Origin of the sequence: Pedobacter jeongneungensis (assembly GCF_039538295.1) — a bacterium.
Lineage (GTDB): Bacteria > Bacteroidota > Bacteroidia > Sphingobacteriales > Sphingobacteriaceae > Pedobacter > Pedobacter jeongneungensis.
Genome location: NZ_BAABBY010000005.1, coordinates 13,282 through 29,817 on the forward strand (window position 1 = coordinate 13,282; position 16,536 = coordinate 29,817).

The following is a 16,536-nucleotide window of genomic DNA, read 5'->3' on the forward strand; positions in this document are numbered from 1 at the left end:
AAATGCCATCTTTAGAAAGGAGACCCTAAAATGAATTCAGGGTGATGACTATGAGTAAAATAACAGCTCTACATCCCGAAAAATAAAAAATAGTAAAAAAATCGTCCTAAGGGTGTCAGAAAAAATTACTAACTTTGTAAGTTTTGACTATTATTTTTAATAGCATAGATTTTCCAAAAATTGCGAGGCTTCGCATCGTTTTTAATAAAAGCTACAAATCCTGCGTTTCATTAAAATCGAGATACTTGGTATCGATCTGTTTAGTTGCTTTCGCACCAAGTTTTTTAATCTTTTCGGAAGTGTTTGTTAAATTTCCGGCGCCTACTGATAGTTTATTTATGGCTTTATCGTAAGCATCCTGTCCGTTTTTAATGTATTTGCCAATATTTTCCATATCGGCTACAAAACCTACAAACTTATCGTACATGCTGCCGCTTAAACGGGCAATTTCCATTACGTTTCGGTTCTGGCGTTCCTGTTTCCACATACTGGCGATGGTGCGTAATGTAGCGAGCAAAGTAGATGGACTCACAATTACCACTCTTCTGTCCCATGCAAAATTGAAGAGTTCGGCATCTTTTTGTACCGCAATGCTAAAAGAAGATTCTATCGGAACAAATAAGAGCACGAAATCCGGAGAATTGATTTTATATAAATCCTGATAATTTTTTGAAGACAGCTCCTGAATGTGATTCTTTATTGAGGCCAGGTGTTGTTTTACATGGCCTTCACGCTCTTCATCGGTCTCGGCTGATACCGAACGTTCATAAGCAACCAAACTAACCTTAGCATCAACCACAAGATGTTTGTCATCAGGAAGATCTATTACCACATCGGGTTGGTAGCGACTGCCTTCTGCAGAAGTATGCGAAGCCTGGATGCGGTATTCCTGATCTCTAACTAAACCTGAGCGTTCTAATACCTTTTCCAGAATAATTTCTCCCCAGTTTCCCTGTTTTTTACTGTCGCCTTTTAATGCTTTGGTTAAATTATTGGCATCTTCCTGGATGAGTTTGCTTTGAATCTGCAGTTCAGAAATCACACCTTTTAAAATATTTCTTTCATCTGATTCTGCTTTATAAACCTTTTCTACCTTATCTTCAAAGGCTTTAATGTTTTCTTTCAAAGGATTAAGGATAATATCTAGATTGGTACGGTTCTGCTCAATAAATTTAGTTGATTTTTCTTCCAGTATTTTATTGGCAATTAATTCGAAATCTTTATTCAGCTTTTCTTGCGATTGCTCATAACTTAACTTTTGTTCTGCCAGTTTTTCTTTTTCGGCAAGGTAAAATGATCTTGTGCTTTCCAGTTCACGATTGGCATCTGCCAGGCGGTCGCGTTCCGATTGCAATTCATCAATTAAGCGTTGTTGCTCCTGTTTCAGAAGCATTGTAATGTGTTCTTTTTCTATCGTTAAATTGGAAACGCGTTCGTCGGCTTTGGCCAAACTGATTTTTAAAGCTTCATTTTCGCTTTTCATCCGCTCAAAATCCTCTACTGAAATAATAGATAGCGCAGTCTGTGGTTTCTTTAGCAATAAAATGACCAGCACAATTAAAATAACGATTAGTAAAGCAATGCCGACGATCTCCATAATGATAAAAATTTTAGCAAAAATGGAAATTTAAAATAGATATACCAAAAAAAATTAGTCAAAATGAAACAGAAAAAACCGTAAAATTTTTCTATAATTGAGCATTAGTATTTTATAAATGAACGCATTAACAGTCCTTATTTCTTGTCCCGATCAGGTTGGTTTAGTTACAAACATTACCCGCGTCCTGGCTGCACATCAACTTAATATCGTCGCCATGCGTGAGTTTGTGGATGAAGCCAATAAAGCGTTTTTTACCAGGATAGCCTGTACCGGAAACCTGAAAGATGCAGATAAACTGAAGGAAAAACTTTTAGAAAATCTTCCAAATGCGGCCGAAGTAAATTTAATTACAAAACAGGAAAAGCAAATTGCTGTTTTGGTAACCAAAGAGTACCACTGTTTGGCAGAAATACTAATCAAAAACCAGTTTAAAACTTTAGGGGCCAATGTTCAATGTGTAATAGGCAATTACGAAAGTTTAAGGGATTTTACCGAAAAACTGGGCATCCCTTATTTTTATGTTGATCATAGCAATAAAGATAAAAGTGTATTCGAAGCCGAAATAAAGGAAATTATCAACCGCTTTGAGGTAGATTATCTCGTATTAGCAAAGTTTATGCGCATTTTATCTGCTGATTTTGTAAAAGATTATGCAGGTAAAATCATCAATATCCACCACTCTTTTTTACCGGCTTTTATTGGTGCAAATCCTTACCGGCAGGCTTTTGAGCGTGGTGTAAAAATTATCGGTGCCACAGCCCATTTTGTTACCGATAATTTAGATGAAGGCCCGATTATTACCCAGCACACCAATCATGTTGATCATAATTTTGGCGTAAAAGAAATGGTTAGGGCTGGTAAAGAAATAGAAAAAAAAGTGCTTTTAGAAGCTTTGGAACTTATTTTTGAAGACAGGGTTTTTGTGAGTGGGAATAAAACGGTTGTGTTTAAGTAGGACGCTTAGCGATAGGCGCTTGGCGGATTTGCGTAAACTTCTTTCCCGCGTATTCGTCATTTCGACTGTAACGCAGTGGAATGGAGAAATCTACCTCGAGATAGATCTCTCGACTTCGTTGCACTCCGCTTGAGATGACGGAAATTAAAAATATAAAAACTCTCCCGTTCTTTTTAGTTAAAAATTACAAACTCTTCAACAACAGCTCTGCCACATCTTCTCGCGTTTGTGAGCTGATGGTAACTCCCATACCATTAAGTCTCGTGCACAAAATACATTTGCACGGATTTCTTCAATTAAAAGGTCGAGTATTTTTCCAACCGGCAACATCGTTAATATGACGGTTAAAATGTTCAATTTTGGATACACTTAAGGTGGCTAAAAAACTGTGATCATTTTTAAATAATTCATAGCCGCCATGCATTAATAATCTATGGTATTATCGCCCAGCAAATTGTAAGTTTGACTAGGCCCTTTCAGCGTTTTCCAATAAGTGCTGCAAGCCCGATGGATGCCTGTTATTTCTTCTCGCTCAATTGGTTCAGAAATGCTTCCAAAACAAGTAAAACCCGCATTTTTGGTGTTAGCATCTGTAGGTATAAATCCTTTTTCGGGTATCGCCATTTTTAAGGATGGAACCAATTTTTGAAGGTGAATGGCCGCGTTTAAAACAACAATACCGCTACCAATAATAATGGCATCATGGTTATAAAAAAATGATTCTTTTTCCCAGTATGAAAGCCCGGTTGGCATAGTATAAATGAACTATTTTTTAACACTTAAATAATATGGGAACGCTTTTTGATATATGCTGATTGAAAAACATACATAAGAAAATGGGAGTTTATTTAATATTAATCATCCCGGTATTATTGTTGAGCATGTTTGTACAGTGGCGCTTTAGGAATAAATTTTCTAAGTATGCTGAAATGCAATTAAGTTCAGGTTTATCGGGCAAGGAGGTGGCAGAAAGAATGCTGCATGATAATGGGATATTCGACGTGAAAGTGATGAGTACCGAAGGGCAATTAACTGATCATTACAATCCAACAGATAAAACCGTTAATTTAAGTACTGATGTTTATTACAGCCGGAGCGTTGCAGCAGCAGCCGTGGCTGCACATGAGTGCGGGCATGCCGTACAGCACGCAAAATCTTACAGCTGGCTTAATTTAAGGAGTACAATGGTGCCTGTGGTAAGTATATCGTCAAATCTTTTACAATGGGTATTATTGCTTGGCGTAATGTTGCTGGCATTTTCTGTTACACCAATTGTTTTGGCCATTGGCGTAGTGGGATTAGCGCTTGTAACGGTATTTAGTATTATAACATTACCTGTAGAGTTTGATGCAAGTAACCGTGCATTGGCCTGGCTAAAAAATAATAACGGCGTAATGCAAATGGGAGAAGAAAACAGACAGGCTAAAGATGCGCTATGGTGGGCAGCAATGACTTATGTTGTGGCGGCTGTAGGTGCCCTGGCTAATTTACTTTACTATGCATCTATGCTTTTTGGAAGAATAAGGGATTAAGAAATACCTAATTATGAAAAACACATTGCGGCCGGGATAATAATCCTGGCCTTTTTTTTTGAAATTATTTTAATGAAGTTTTTTTGGAAAGCAGGTTTGGTGAGAATAGGCATGCTTCGGTCCCGCTCTACGTTTTTTCCGGTGAACCTGTGAAACAAGCAAGCACACAATAAAACAGCAAGAGCAAGTGCTTAAATCGGAACCACTTCGATCGGGTTTAGGTGGCACGGTTTGTTCTACTATTTGTGGTTGCAAGGCGCAGAAACTAAACATTATTAGCGTAATGCGATTAACCTTTAATTTATGCAGCGGCACTGCGGTTTAAACCTGATTGCAATGGAAAGCCCGTAAACGAGGAACGAGTGCGGACTTGAAATGAAAAGCAGGACTAACTTTAAAATGAAATGCTTAAATTGCTTTTCTAATAGATTTGTCGTCATTCGATCGGATCCGATACCAATCGGGTGCAAGTAATGCGGTCGAGAAATCTGTCTTGAGATAGAGCTCTCCGCTCCACTTCGTTTCGGTCGAGATGACGATTCTTAACCGGATTAATTTAATTTATATGGTGCTACCAATTGAAATTCGGGAATATCTACATCGAATTCAGAACCATCAATGTCGCGTTTCATGAGGTAGGTACCTTTCATGCTGCCCATATCGGTTTTGAGGTTACAGCCAGAAACATATACATGCGTTTCGCCGGGTTGGATAATGGGCTGTAAGCCTACAACACCCTCTCCTTCTACCTCTCTGCGGCTACTGTTCGAATCGAAAATTAACCACTGACGGCGCATTAACTGTACAGCATAATCAGAAAGATTAGAAATTTCTACGCGATAAGCAAACATAAAATGCTCGTTAGCCGGATTTGAATATTCTGGCTGGTAAACTGTTTCAACTGAAACTTTAACCCCGTCTGTAATAGCTGTAACCATGATAATAACGAATGTAAGAAAAAACCTTTCAAAAATCAAGCCAGTACGCTGGTGGCATCATAGTTGGCAAATTTTTCTGCCACTTCTCCTAAAATGCTGTAAATGTTATTGATATCGGGCTCTGCCACCAGGCGCATGCGGTAAGGTTTAAAATCAGGCAGGCCTTTAAAATAGTTTGCATAATGGCGGCGCATTTCGAAAATTCCGGTTTTAGGACCTTTCCATTCGAGTGATTTATCTAAGTGTGTGCGACAAACCTCAATACGTTCTTCAATGGTTGGTCCGGCAAGGTGCTGGCCGGTTTTGAAAAAGTGTTTTACCTCACGGAAAATCCAGGGGTAACCAATAGCAGCACGACCGATCATAATGCCATCAACCTCATATTCCATGCGCCAGTTGGCTGCTTTTTCAGGGCTATCTACATCGCCATTGCCAAAAATCGGGATTTTGATGCGTGGGTTGCGTTTAATTTCGCGAATTAAACTCCAATCGGCTTCGCCTTTATATAATTGTGCCCTGGTTCTGCCGTGGATGGTAAGTGCCTGGATGCCCACATCCTGAAGTCGCTCGGCAACCTCGTAAACATTTTTGGTATTATCATCCCAGCCCAGGCGGGTTTTAACGGTAACAGGTAAATGTGAAGCTTTAACTACGGCTTCGGTCATTTTTACCATTTTATCAATATCCTGAAGTAAACTTGAGCCCGCACCTTTACAAACCACATTTTTTACAGGGCAGCCGTAATTAATGTCGACAAGATCTGGTCCGGCGGCAGAAGCAATTTCAGAAGCTTCGCGCATGTGTTCGATATCGCCACCAAAAATCTGGATGCCGATTGGTCTTTCATATTCGAAAATATCAAGTTTTTGTATGCTTTTTGCAGCATCGCGAATCAAGCCTTCCGAAGAGATAAACTCGGTGTACATCATATCAGCCCCGTTTTTTTTGCATACATAACGGAATGGCGGATCGCTTACATCCTCCATCGGGGCCAGCAATAACGGGAACTCACCTAAATCTATATTTCCTATCTTAACAGACATTTTCTATCTTCAACGATTAATAAAACATACAAAGGTACAAATAATGAATTTTGTAACACCCATCCGCAAAGGCAGTCACCCACTTTTACAAATATTTTTACTTTGCGTTTACTGGGCAGCCGGTGCGGTAATATGCACATTATTAGGCTTTATTGTGGTTGCAATGGTTTATGGAACCTCTATATTTGGTGAATTCGGGTCAATTATGAATGGTGATCCAAAGTTTATTACAGCCTTAAAAATAATCCAGATTTCGAGTTCGATAGGGATGTTTATTTTGCCTCCTATCATTTTAGCCTACACTGAAGGACAAAAACCAGATACTTTTTATGGTTTTAAAAAGCCTACATTTCTTCCTTTTGTTTTAGTTTTTGCCATCATGGTGGTGAGCATGCCCGTTATGGAATGGGTAGCAGTTTTAAATCAAAAAATGGTGTTGCCGGAGTTTTTAAAGGGACTGGAAAACTGGATGAAAATGAAGGAACAGGAAGCCATGAAAATGACCATACAATTGATTACGGTGAGGAGTAACTGGGATTTTGTGGTTAACCTGATGATGATCGCTGTATTGCCTGCAATAGGCGAAGAATTATTTTTCAGGGCCGGGCTGCAAGGCTCGTTGCAAAAAATGTTGGGCAATCATCATGTGGCCATTTGGAGTGCTGCTATTATTTTTAGTGCCATACACGTCCAGTTTTATGGTTTTATACCGCGTATGCTCCTGGGTGCAGGTTTTGGTTATTTATATTATTACAGCGGAAGCATCTGGTATGCCATGCTGGCCCATTTTATAAATAATGCTTATGCAGTTTGTGCAGCATTTTACATGCAAAAACACCACATGCCACTCGATAAAGCAGATGAACCGATCGGTTTTCCTTGGTATGGCTATTTAATTAGTGCAATAATTACCATAGCTTTGTTTAAATTTTTTAAAGATAGCGCAACACGTGAGCGAAAATTGGGTTAAAGTATATACCACAAGCGATGCCTTTGCGGCCGAGGTATTAAAACAGGGATTAACAGAAGCCGGTATCCCGGCGGTAACGATAAATAAACAGCTCTCGGCATATAATATTGGCGAAATAAATGTTTTGGTAAACAAGGTCGATTTTGATAAAGCCATAGAATACATTGTTGAAAACGAAATTGAGTAGTAATAATGACCTTAAACCTTACACCCTTTACCTCTTACCTTAAATGAAAACCAGGGCAATAACCGCTTTCTTTTTTACCATAGTAATGCTTGGCTCTATCTTTTTAGGGAGTTATACATTTTCGATATTCTATCTTATTTTAAGTGTTTTATCTTTATTTGAGTTTTATAAACTGATTAAAAATTCTGGGATCAGGCCACACCGCAATATTGGTTTGGTTGCGGGATCTTTAATTTTTTTGATGGCTGCAGGTTTGCATTACCTAAAGTATGATGTGAAATACCTGTTGCTTTGTATTCCTTTGATTTTTTCGGTTTTTATTACGGAACTGTATAAGAAAAACAAAATTCCATTTGCCAATATCTCTTACACCTTTGTTGGTTTTGTTTATGTAACTATTCCTTTCTGTTTTTTTCATGCTTTAGGATTTTTAAAAAACTGGAACGAATATAATTTTCATTTTCCGCTGGCATTTTTGCTGATGCTTTGGGCAAATGATACGGGTGCCTATCTTTTTGGTGTAAAATATGGTAAAAGCAAACTGTTTGAACGCCATTCGCCAAAGAAAAGCTGGGAAGGCTTTTTTGGTGGAATGTTTACGAGTGTTTTGGTTGCCTTTGGTTTATCTTTTTTATTTACCGAAAGTCCTGCCTGGGTTTGGGCGGGCATGGCGGTATTAATTGCAAGCTTTGGTACACTGGGCGATCTGGTAGAATCGATGCTTAAACGCAGCCTGGATACGAAAGATAGTGGCGGTTTATTGCCAGGACATGGCGGTTTGTTAGACCGTTTTGATGGCTTGTTATTAGCTGCACCAGTGGTTTATGCGTATTTGTATCTGATTTTGTATTAAGTAACCACAAAGAAATGAGGTTAATATGTATAGTGCAGTCGTGCTGTTAGCGATGCAATCACTATTCTCACTAACCCTCTTACAAACGAGGACTATACTTTTTCATAAAATCTATTCAGCAGAAGCAACAACAATGTGATATTCTCTCTCTATCTGTTCCCCTGTTTGGCTTTTTACCTGTTCGGTTTTGTTAAGGATATTTTTAATTGTAAAGTCAGCATTTTTCAATAATTCTTTTACTTTTTCTACTTCATAAAGGGTAAAGCCGTACGGTGTAAAAGGAAGATTTTGCATAAAACTTTTATCAGCAAAGCATAAGGAAAAAATACCGTTTGGCTTTAAAGTCCGCTTAATTTCGGAGAGATATGCACCGGGGTTTTCCCAAAAATAAATGGTATTTACAGTAAAAATTTTATCGAACAGACCATTTTCAAATGGTAGCTTATTGCCGTCGGTTAAAGTGAACTGAACAACTCCATTATCAATAAAATCCTGATTGATTTTCTCAGCTTCTGCAATAATGGTTTCTGAAATATCAGCTCCATAATAGCTCAGATTTTCTGCTTTTGATAATAATCGGGCAATGTGCATACCATTACCATGGCCAATTTCTAAAACGAAATCATTGTTTTGAAGATTCAATGCATCAATAGCCGAAGTCGTCATCCCAATATTACTGGCATGCATCATCTCCCCTGTTTTAATGCCGTGTTCGCCTTCAGGACAGCTTAGCTGCTTGGCAATATTTTTTAAATCTTCTTCCGAATGTTGATGGCTAATAAGTCAAATTTAAAGAATTAAACCTGATGATTTTTATCTCGTTTTGCTTGGAGCTTATAAATTATTTGATTACCTGTACCGGTTTTTTGTTCTCATCGATGGCCACAAAAGTAAAATCTCCATGTACGGCCAGCTCCCTTCCTTCGGCATACATCTGCTCGATATAAATTTCTACGTTAACCTTTAAACTGGTATTTCCAACATGGTTAACCTTTCCAATCAGTTCTACAATGGTTCCTGCGGGAATCGGTTTTTTAAAATCGATCCGATCGCTGCTTACCGTTACCATAATCTGGCGGCTAAAACGCGTGGCGGTAATAAAGGCAACCTCGTCCATTAAATGCATGGCGGTACCACCAAAAAGCGTATCGTAATGATTGGTTGTATTTGGGAAAACGGCTTTAAAAATGCTGGTTTTAGAGTTTTCTATTCTTTCTTCTAAGGTCATGGGGTAAATATATGAGGAGTAAAAAGCTTTGACAACTTTCTAATCAGAAAGTTGTCAAAGTAAGGATTTGCTTGAAAGAAAACGATTGGCTTTTTTAGCAAAAATGAGGCAAATTAATTTGCCTGGAGATCTGCTGATAGCACCTTTTCTGCTTTACGCATCTCTTTTGCAGCTTCAACCATTTCGATCAATGCTTTTTTGGTTTCGTCCCATCCGCGGGTTTTTAAGCCACAATCAGGGTTTACCCAAAGTTGTTCTGAAGGAATAACGGCTTTGGCTTTTTTAAGTAACTGAACCATTTCTTCGCGTTTAGGAACCCTTGGCGAATGAATATCGTACACACCGGGACCGATTTCGTTTGGATATTTAAAATCGGCAAAAGCATCCAATAGTTCCATCTGCGAACGAGAAGTTTCGATGGTGATCACATCCGCGTCCATATCGGCAATATTTTGAATGATATCGTTAAATTCCGAGTAGCACATGTGCGTGTGGATCTGGGTACCGTCTTTTACGCCACTGGCCGAAATTTTAAAGGCTTTAACAGCCCAGTTCAGGTAGTTTTGCCAATCTGCCTTGCGCAAAGGTAAACCTTCTCTAATGGCCGGTTCATCAATCTGAATGATTTTTATGCCTGCATTCTCCAGATCACAAACCTCATCACGGATGGCTAATGCAATTTGTGTACAGGTTTCGGAACGTGGCTGATCATTACGCACAAACGACCATTGTAGAATGGTAACGGGGCCGGTTAACATGCCCTTCATGTATTTTGAGGTAAGTGATTGCGCATAGGCTGTCCACTTCACCGTCATAGGTTCAGGGCGCGAAACATCACCAAAAATGATAGGTGGTTTTACACAGCGCGAGCCATAGCTTTGTACCCAACCGTTTTTAGAAAAAGCGAAACCATCCAGTTGCTCACCGAAATACTCAACCATGTCGTTACGCTCAAACTCTCCATGTACCAGTACATCTAGGTTGATTTCTTCCTGCCATTTTACCGCTTTTTCGGTTTCCTGGGCAATTAAATTATCATATTCTTCAACAGTTAAACTTCCATTTTTAAGTTTTGCCCGCCAGCTTCTTACTTCTGCCGTTTGCGGAAACGATCCGATAGTGGTTGTAGCATAATTTGGCAAATTAAGTTCCTGTTGTTTTATTTTTCTGGCCGAAAACGGACTTAAACGTTCAGCATCCTTCTCTTTTAGTGCTGAAACACGCGCTTTTACAGCAGGATTATGAATGATTTTAGAAACTTTACGGTTACTGATCGCAATTTTATTTTCTTCGAGTTTTTGCAGGGTAGATGCAGGGCTTTCGTGGGTGATCAGTTTTTTTAAGGTAGCTACCTCGGCAATTTTTTGCTTTGCATAAGCCAGCCACTGTTTAATTTCTGCCGACAGGTTTTTCTCGTTGGTTTCGTTATCTAAATCAACCGGTGAGTGGATTAATGAACAAGATGGTGCAATCCATACTTTAGCCAAGCCTCTTTTTTCTACTGCCTGATTGATGATAGAAAGGGATTTTTCAAAATCATTTTTCCAGATGTTTCTTCCATCTACCAAACCTAATGAAAGGATGATCTCTTCTTTTAATGAAGCTAAAACATCATTTAACTGATCTTCTGCACGTACCAGGTCGATATGTAAAACATCTACAGGCAATGACGTGGTTAAAGCTAAATTATTGCCCAAACCTTCGAAATAAGTCGCTAAAACAATCTTTAACCTCGGGAAAGCCTTTCTGATTTCTTTATAAACATGCTCGTAAGCTTTTTTATCTTTTTCGGTTAAATCTAAAGTTAAAAACGGCTCGTCAAACTGTACATATTCTACATCCAGTGCATTTAAACGTGATAAAATCTCGATATAAACCGGAAGCAGATTTTTAATCAGGTCTATTTTTTCAAAGCCAGCCTCTTTTTCCTTACCCAATAAAAGATAAGAAACCGGACCAATTAGAACAGGTTTGGTGGTAATGCCCAGTTGTTTGGCCTCATAAAACTCATCTATAATTTTGGTTGAGAAAAGTTTAAAAGGCTGGTCTTTGCAAAACTCCGGCACAATATAATGGTAATTGGTATCGAACCATTTGGTCATTTCCATTGCCACCACATCCAATCCTTCTTTTTGGTAACCTCTTGCCATGGCGAAATAAAGATCAAGCTCTTCGTTCCCTTTTTTCAGGATCACTTCGTTATACCTTTTCGGGATGGCCCCAAAAGTTAAGGAATGATCGAGTACATGATCGTAAAAAGAAAAATCGTTTGATGGAATTACATCAATGCCGGCTTCTTTTTGAAGTTTCCAGTTTTCGTGGCGAATGTTTTTGCCCACCTGAAGTACATTTTTGTACCCCGTTTTATCTGCCCAGTAATTTTCGCAGATTTTCTTTAATTCCCGTTGACTACCTATTCGCGGATAGCCCAGATTTTGCGTTAGCATCTCTTTTAAAGATTAAGTAAATAAATCATTTAAAAGCCCTCAAGCAATATTTTGTAATACTCTATGTTAAAAATTAAAAGGAAAGGTTATGGCACAGCTTGCCAACTCATCAGCCAAAAGCTTAAAGCAAGCCTATAAAATTTTAATTTTATCGTGTACAATCAGACCTGACCAATTACTTTATAACGCGAAAGTACCGTCAATTCAATATAGGCAGGTCTCCTGACTTATTCCCGACCTTATCGCCTTCCCATACCTAAACGGCACAGTGGCATGAATGATAAGACCGTTGTCTTTTTAGTAAAAGACAGAATTTACAGTTGCGCGACAGCTCGTGATTTGCACACGATTCCCTATTAATCCCGGGTGTAATTCCGGGAACCTGTATCGGTTGATGAAAAATAAAGTTAAGAACTTACATCAACGCAAATGTATGGATTAGGATTTAAAGATTAAGGTATTTTTGTAAGCATTGATTTTACCGCCTTCATACAAATGCTCTTTAGTTAGAGAACATGTGGACGTATTATAGTAAATATTTTTCCGCTCTATCCCGCGGAGGCATGGTACTTTGGAGCGCCAAAGTAACCAAAGCGCTTCGTCAATCCAACAAGGAGCCTCCACACGACCTCTCCCTCATCAAAAAAACAACGGCACTTTGTTTTGTTCGTTGGATGCTAATTGAATGTTTTTACAGATCTGAACACAAAACCACTGCGTAAAGGTTTGGTTGTGCTAATGGGTTCTGTCCTGCATCTGTTTTTTGATTTCCCGCTCTTGGGATTGACGACGTTCTTCGGTATAACCTGTTCGTTTTTTCAAAGTAAGCCAGCATAGTGCCTTAAAATATTTCAACGACGCGTTACATAATAAATTAGATGAACTGGCATAAACACCTATATCTGTGTGCATCTTTTTTATCTGTGGTTAATAATGCTTATGGAATCACTTGTAACAAATTTACAGCAAGCTGTTTTTGGATCAGATTCTCTATTATATTTGATTACCAACTAAACTCCTTATTATGATAAAAAACTACTTTAAAGGGCTCTGCATTGCTTTTTTAATGGTAAATAGTGATGCAGTGCCGGCGCAGGAGGTACCCACGCCAAAATCTCATTTCGGTTTTGATATCGGCGACGATTATCAACTGGCCAATTACACCCAAACAGAAGCCTATTTTAAAAAACTTGCTACAAGCTCTAATCGTGTTAAACTGGTTGATATCGGTAAAACCGAAGAAGGCAGAAGCCAATATATGCTGATTGTTTCTTCACCAGAAAACCTGAAGAAATTAGACCGTTATAAAGAAATTTCACAACAACTGGCGCATGCAGAAATTACCCCTGAGCAGGCCAAAGCTTTGGCGCAGGAAGGTAAAGCAGTAGTGTGGATTGATGGCGGCCTGCACGCAAATGAGGTGGTTGGCGCGCATCAGCTGATCGAAACCGTATATGAATTTGCTTCGAGAAAAGATGCCGAAACCATGCGCATTTTAGACAATGTGATCATCTTGTTTACTCACGCAAACCCTGATGGGCAGGAATTGGTAAGCAATTGGTACATGAGGGATAAAGATCCGAAGAAAAGAACCACTTCCGGACTGCCTGTTTTGTATGAGAAATATGCCGGGCATGATAATAACCGTGATTTCTTTATGCTAAACCTCAAAGAAACGCAAAATATCGGCCGTCAGCTTTTTGTAGAATGGATTCCGCAGATTATGTATAACCACCATCAGGCTGGCCCGGCGGGAACGGTTGTGGCTGGTCCGCCTTACCGCGACCCTTTTAATTATGTTTTTGATCCTACAATTTTAACGAGTTTAGATGCCGTTGGTGCGGCCATGCACAACCGCATGAACGTAGAAAACAAACCTGGTTATACCCAGCGTGGCGGATCGGTATATTCTACCTGGTACAATGGCGGCCTGAGAACTACCACCTATTTCCACAATATGGTCGGACTGTTGACCGAAATTATCGGGAATCCTACCCCATCAGAAATTCCTTTGGTTCCATCCCGTTTATTGCCAAGTGGCGATTCGCCAAACCCGATTACGCCCAGAAAATGGTATTTTAAAAACTCGATCGAATATTCAGTTTCTTTAAACTACGCAGTTTTAGGTTATGCACAGCGTTACCGTGATGAGTTGCTGTTTAATATTTACCAGATGGGCCGGAATTCGATTGAACGAGGCAAAAAAGATACCTGGTCTTTCTCTCCAAAGAAAATTGAAGCCATTAACAATGCAGCTAAGGGTGAAAAAGGTGCTCCGGTTGCTGGTGGTGATGCTGATTTTGGACCGAGAAGGCAAATCAGCATGAAAGCTTTTGATACGGTGATGAAAGCGCCTGCAAACCGGGATCCACGAGGGTATATTTTAAGTGCCGATCAGCCTGATTTTAATTCTGCCATTAAATTTTTAAATGCATTGATCAGAACAGGAATTATGGTTCAAAAAGCAACAGCTTCATTTACAGTTGCAGGTAAAAATTATCCGGCCGGAAGTTATGTGGTAAAAACCGATCAGGCTTTCCGTCCGCATGTTTTGGATATGTTCGAACCGCAGGATCACCCAAATGATTTTAAATACGAAGGTGGTGCACCCATTCCGCCTTATGATGCCGCCGGCTGGACTTTGGCATACCTGATGGATGTGAAATTTGACCGCATTCTGGACGATTTTTCAGGTCCGTTTGAGAAAAATCCTTACGGAGAATTATTAAAACCAGAAAATAAATTGCCAAATGGATCGGGTTATGTGTTGAGCGCTGCACAAAATGATTCTTACACCGCAGTTAATGATTTGTTAAAGAATAAGGTTGAAGTTTACCGTTCTTCCGAAAATGGCGATTTTTATGTTTCTTCAGCAGGAAAATCAGTATTGGAAAAGACAAATATCAAATTAAAAACGGCGTCGGCTCCGAAAAATAAAATCAAGGTATCTACAGCCAGAATTGCCCTTTGGGATACTTATGGCGGCTCGATGGCGTCGGGTTGGGTTAGGTTTTTAATGGAGCAGTACCACTACAATGTCACAGTAATTTATCCGCAGGACATTGATGCCGGAAATTTAAAATCTAAATACGATGTAATTGTTTTTGTGGGAGGCGCCATACCATCGGTGCAGGGTGCAGGTGGAGGAAACAGATCTTTCGGGCCAAAGGCAGACGAAATTCCCCAGGAATTCAGAAACCGTTTAGGAAGAATTAGCGCTGATAAATCGATCCCTGAATTAAAGAAATTTTTAGAAGCCGGAGGAAATATTGTAACCATAGGCAGCAGTACCAACCTGGCTTATCACTTAAATCTTCCGGTAAGAAATGCAATGGTTGAAATTATAAACGGTGAAGAAAAAAGATTGCCTGCCGAAAAATATTACGTTCCCGGAAGTGTGTTAAATGTAGGTGTAGATACCGCTTTACCAACAAACTGGGGAATGGAAAAAGAAGCCGATGTTTATTTTGACAACAGCCCGGTTTTTAAACTGACTGGAGATGCCATTGCTTCAGGCAAGATTAAACCTTTAATGTGGTTTGAAAATGCAACACCATTGCGCAGCGGCTGGGCCTGGGGACAGGCTTACCTGCAGGATGGGGTAACGGCCTTTGAAGCAAAGGTTGGAAAAGGCAAGTTGCTTGCTTTCGGACCGGAAATAGCTTTCAGGGCGCAAACTCATGGTACTTTTAAACTGATATTTAACCAGTTGTATAAATAATTGATGAGATCGACTAGTTTTTAATCTTCATGTTAAGTGGGATACATCGTCATTGCGAGCGGGCCTTCTCGGAAAGATTGCTTCGTCGGCTGAAAAAGCCTTCTCGCAATGACGATTACTCTCGGCCGCTATCCTGAACGATAGCGGCTTTTTACTTTGGCCTTACCATAGCCAATTATAATCACCTTAATTTTGTGTTATGAAAGTAGAAATCTGGTCGGACGTAATGTGTCCGTTTTGCTATATCGGGAAAAGACATTTTGAACAGGCCATTGATAAATTGCCCTTCAAAAACGAAATCGAAATTGACTGGAAGAGTTTTCAGCTCAATCCTGAGTATCATAATACTAACAATGAAACGGTTTATGATTACCTTTCGAGAAGTAAAGGAATGCCCGTCGAGCAAGCTAAACAAATGACTAAACAAGTAGTTGATATGGCTGCCAATGCCGGTTTAACTTTGGATTTTGACACCAATATCCCTGCAAATACTTTTAATGCACATCGTTTAATCCATTTGGCAGCAAAATATAACCTTCAGGATTTAGCCGAAGAAAAAATGTTTGAAGCTCATTTTGTGAATAGCAAAAATATTGGCGAAACAAACGTTTTGGTAGATCTTGCTGTAGAAATTGGCTTGGATAAGGCTGAAGCCGAAGCGGTTTTACAGGGAGATCAATTTGCAGAAGCTGTTCGTTATGATATTTATGAAAGCCAGAATTTAGGTATTAGAGGAGTTCCTTATTTCGTAATGGATCGTAAATATGGTGTTTCTGGTGCTCAGCCTGTTCAGGCGTTTACCGATGCCCTTACCCAAAGTTTTACCGAATGGAAATCCGCCCAACCTAAAACGACAATAACCTCATTAAATAAAAATGATGATGCGGTTTGTGATGAAAATGGCTGTGAGATATAGGTTTGTTCCGGCAGATTATAATAATACCGTTATCTCACCGAAACGTCCCGAATATTCGGAGAGAGATCTGTCTAGATAGATTTAGCTTCGCTGAGCACTTACGTGGTTCTCGGCTCCGTTGCACTCCGCTCGAAATGACGGTAACT

The 16,536-nt window shown here is 39.5% G+C and carries 14 protein-coding genes and 1 riboswitch; of the genes, 7 read left to right on the top strand and 7 right to left on the bottom strand.

Annotation, left to right across the window (positions count from 1 at the left end; all coding sequences use genetic code 11):
- Positions 1 to 211 precede the first annotated feature (211 nt).
- Positions 212 to 1,597: a DNA recombination protein RmuC gene (locus ABD769_RS10370; protein ID WP_344851356.1), complete on the bottom strand. Its 1,386-nt coding sequence runs from the start codon at positions 1,595 to 1,597 to the stop codon at positions 212 to 214.
- Positions 1,598 to 1,715: 118 nt separating this feature from the next.
- Here ABD769_RS10370 and purU point away from each other — a divergent pair, with 118 nt between their 5' ends.
- Positions 1,716 to 2,555 (top strand): formyltetrahydrofolate deformylase, encoded by an 840-nt coding sequence (gene purU, locus ABD769_RS10375; protein ID WP_344851357.1) that lies wholly within the window; start codon positions 1,716 to 1,718, stop codon positions 2,553 to 2,555.
- Between the two features lie 423 nt (positions 2,556 to 2,978).
- Here purU and ABD769_RS10380 read toward each other — a convergent pair whose 3' ends face one another.
- Positions 2,979 to 3,308: a hypothetical protein gene (locus tag ABD769_RS10380; protein WP_344851358.1), complete on the bottom strand. Its 330-nt coding sequence runs from the start codon at positions 3,306 to 3,308 to the stop codon at positions 2,979 to 2,981.
- A gap of 83 nt (positions 3,309 to 3,391) precedes the next feature.
- Here ABD769_RS10380 and ABD769_RS10385 point away from each other — a divergent pair, with 83 nt between their 5' ends.
- A complete protein-coding gene (locus ABD769_RS10385; protein WP_344851359.1) occupies positions 3,392 to 4,087 on the top strand; it encodes a zinc metallopeptidase in 696 nt (231 codons plus the stop codon).
- A 551-nt stretch (positions 4,088 to 4,638) separates the two neighbouring features.
- Here the strand turns inward: ABD769_RS10385 and apaG are convergent.
- Entirely contained in the window at positions 4,639 to 5,025 is a 387-nt protein-coding gene (gene apaG, locus ABD769_RS10390; protein ID WP_025141661.1) for a Co2+/Mg2+ efflux protein ApaG, read from the bottom strand.
- Positions 5,026 to 5,060: 35 nt separating this feature from the next.
- Positions 5,061 to 6,068: a tRNA dihydrouridine synthase DusB gene (dusB, locus tag ABD769_RS10395; protein ID WP_344851360.1), complete on the bottom strand. Its 1,008-nt coding sequence runs from the start codon at positions 6,066 to 6,068 to the stop codon at positions 5,061 to 5,063.
- A 43-nt stretch (positions 6,069 to 6,111) separates the two neighbouring features.
- Here dusB and ABD769_RS10400 point away from each other — a divergent pair, with 43 nt between their 5' ends.
- From ABD769_RS10400 to ABD769_RS10410, 3 genes are read left to right on the top strand one after another with little or no spacing between them, the layout of a single operon-like run.
- Positions 6,112 to 7,038, top strand: coding sequence for a CPBP family intramembrane glutamic endopeptidase (locus tag ABD769_RS10400; RefSeq protein ID WP_344851361.1), 927 nt, complete (start codon positions 6,112 to 6,114; stop codon positions 7,036 to 7,038).
- Entirely contained in the window at positions 7,019 to 7,225 is a 207-nt protein-coding gene (locus tag ABD769_RS10405) for a putative signal transducing protein (RefSeq protein ID WP_029274925.1), read from the top strand. The genes ABD769_RS10400 and ABD769_RS10405 overlap by 20 nt, the downstream gene beginning before the upstream one ends.
- 43 nt (positions 7,226 to 7,268) lie before the next feature.
- Positions 7,269 to 8,078 carry a phosphatidate cytidylyltransferase gene (locus tag ABD769_RS10410; protein ID WP_344851362.1) on the top strand — a complete coding sequence of 270 codons (810 nt, stop codon included), beginning with the start codon at positions 7,269 to 7,271 and terminating at the stop codon, positions 8,076 to 8,078.
- Positions 8,079 to 8,189: 111 nt separating this feature from the next.
- Here ABD769_RS10410 and ABD769_RS10415 read toward each other — a convergent pair whose 3' ends face one another.
- From ABD769_RS10415 to metE, 3 genes are all read right to left on the bottom strand, one after another.
- Complete coding sequence (locus ABD769_RS10415; protein WP_344851363.1) at positions 8,190 to 8,768, bottom strand: class I SAM-dependent methyltransferase; 579 nt, start codon at positions 8,766 to 8,768, stop codon at positions 8,190 to 8,192.
- Between the two features lie 151 nt (positions 8,769 to 8,919).
- Positions 8,920 to 9,306 carry an acyl-CoA thioesterase gene (locus ABD769_RS10420; RefSeq protein ID WP_025141655.1) on the bottom strand — a complete coding sequence of 129 codons (387 nt, stop codon included), beginning with the start codon at positions 9,304 to 9,306 and terminating at the stop codon, positions 8,920 to 8,922.
- Between the two features lie 113 nt (positions 9,307 to 9,419).
- Positions 9,420 to 11,753, bottom strand: a complete 2,334-nt coding sequence (metE, locus tag ABD769_RS10425; protein ID WP_344851364.1) for a 5-methyltetrahydropteroyltriglutamate--homocysteine S-methyltransferase — start codon at positions 11,751 to 11,753, stop codon at positions 9,420 to 9,422.
- Between the two features lie 195 nt (positions 11,754 to 11,948).
- Positions 11,949 to 12,154: riboswitch (cobalamin riboswitch) on the bottom strand.
- 623 nt (positions 12,155 to 12,777) lie between these two features.
- On the opposite strand from metE, the gene ABD769_RS10430 reads away from it, so the two are divergent.
- Together ABD769_RS10430 and ABD769_RS10435 are read left to right on the top strand one after the other, a co-directional pair.
- Positions 12,778 to 15,474 (top strand): M14 family metallopeptidase, encoded by a 2,697-nt coding sequence (locus ABD769_RS10430; protein WP_344851365.1) that lies wholly within the window; start codon positions 12,778 to 12,780, stop codon positions 15,472 to 15,474.
- 199 nt (positions 15,475 to 15,673) lie between these two features.
- A complete protein-coding gene (locus ABD769_RS10435; RefSeq protein WP_344851366.1) occupies positions 15,674 to 16,390 on the top strand; it encodes a DsbA family oxidoreductase in 717 nt (238 codons plus the stop codon).
- Positions 16,391 to 16,536: the final 146 nt, after the last annotated feature.

Coding starts and splice junctions, on each gene's coding strand:
- dusB (WP_344851360.1), bottom strand. CDS start 6,068: ATGTCTGTTAAGATAGGAAATATAGATTTAGGTGAGTTCCCGTTATTG.
- apaG (WP_025141661.1), bottom strand. CDS start 5,025: ATGGTTACAGCTATTACAGACGGGGTTAAAGTTTCAGTTGAAACAGTT.
- ABD769_RS10420 (WP_025141655.1), bottom strand. CDS start 9,306: ATGACCTTAGAAGAAAGAATAGAAAACTCTAAAACCAGCATTTTTAAA.
- ABD769_RS10385 (WP_344851359.1), top strand. CDS start 3,392: ATGGGAGTTTATTTAATATTAATCATCCCGGTATTATTGTTGAGCATG.
- ABD769_RS10370 (WP_344851356.1), bottom strand. CDS start 1,597: ATGGAGATCGTCGGCATTGCTTTACTAATCGTTATTTTAATTGTGCTG.
- ABD769_RS10415 (WP_344851363.1), bottom strand. CDS start 8,768: ATGATGCATGCCAGTAATATTGGGATGACGACTTCGGCTATTGATGCA.
- ABD769_RS10410 (WP_344851362.1), top strand. CDS start 7,269: ATGAAAACCAGGGCAATAACCGCTTTCTTTTTTACCATAGTAATGCTT.
- purU (WP_344851357.1), top strand. CDS start 1,716: ATGAACGCATTAACAGTCCTTATTTCTTGTCCCGATCAGGTTGGTTTA.
- ABD769_RS10430 (WP_344851365.1), top strand. CDS start 12,778: ATGATAAAAAACTACTTTAAAGGGCTCTGCATTGCTTTTTTAATGGTA.
- ABD769_RS10400 (WP_344851361.1), top strand. CDS start 6,112: ATGAATTTTGTAACACCCATCCGCAAAGGCAGTCACCCACTTTTACAA.
- metE (WP_344851364.1), bottom strand. CDS start 11,753: ATGCTAACGCAAAATCTGGGCTATCCGCGAATAGGTAGTCAACGGGAA.
- ABD769_RS10435 (WP_344851366.1), top strand. CDS start 15,674: ATGAAAGTAGAAATCTGGTCGGACGTAATGTGTCCGTTTTGCTATATC.
- ABD769_RS10380 (WP_344851358.1), bottom strand. CDS start 3,308: ATGCCAACCGGGCTTTCATACTGGGAAAAAGAATCATTTTTTTATAAC.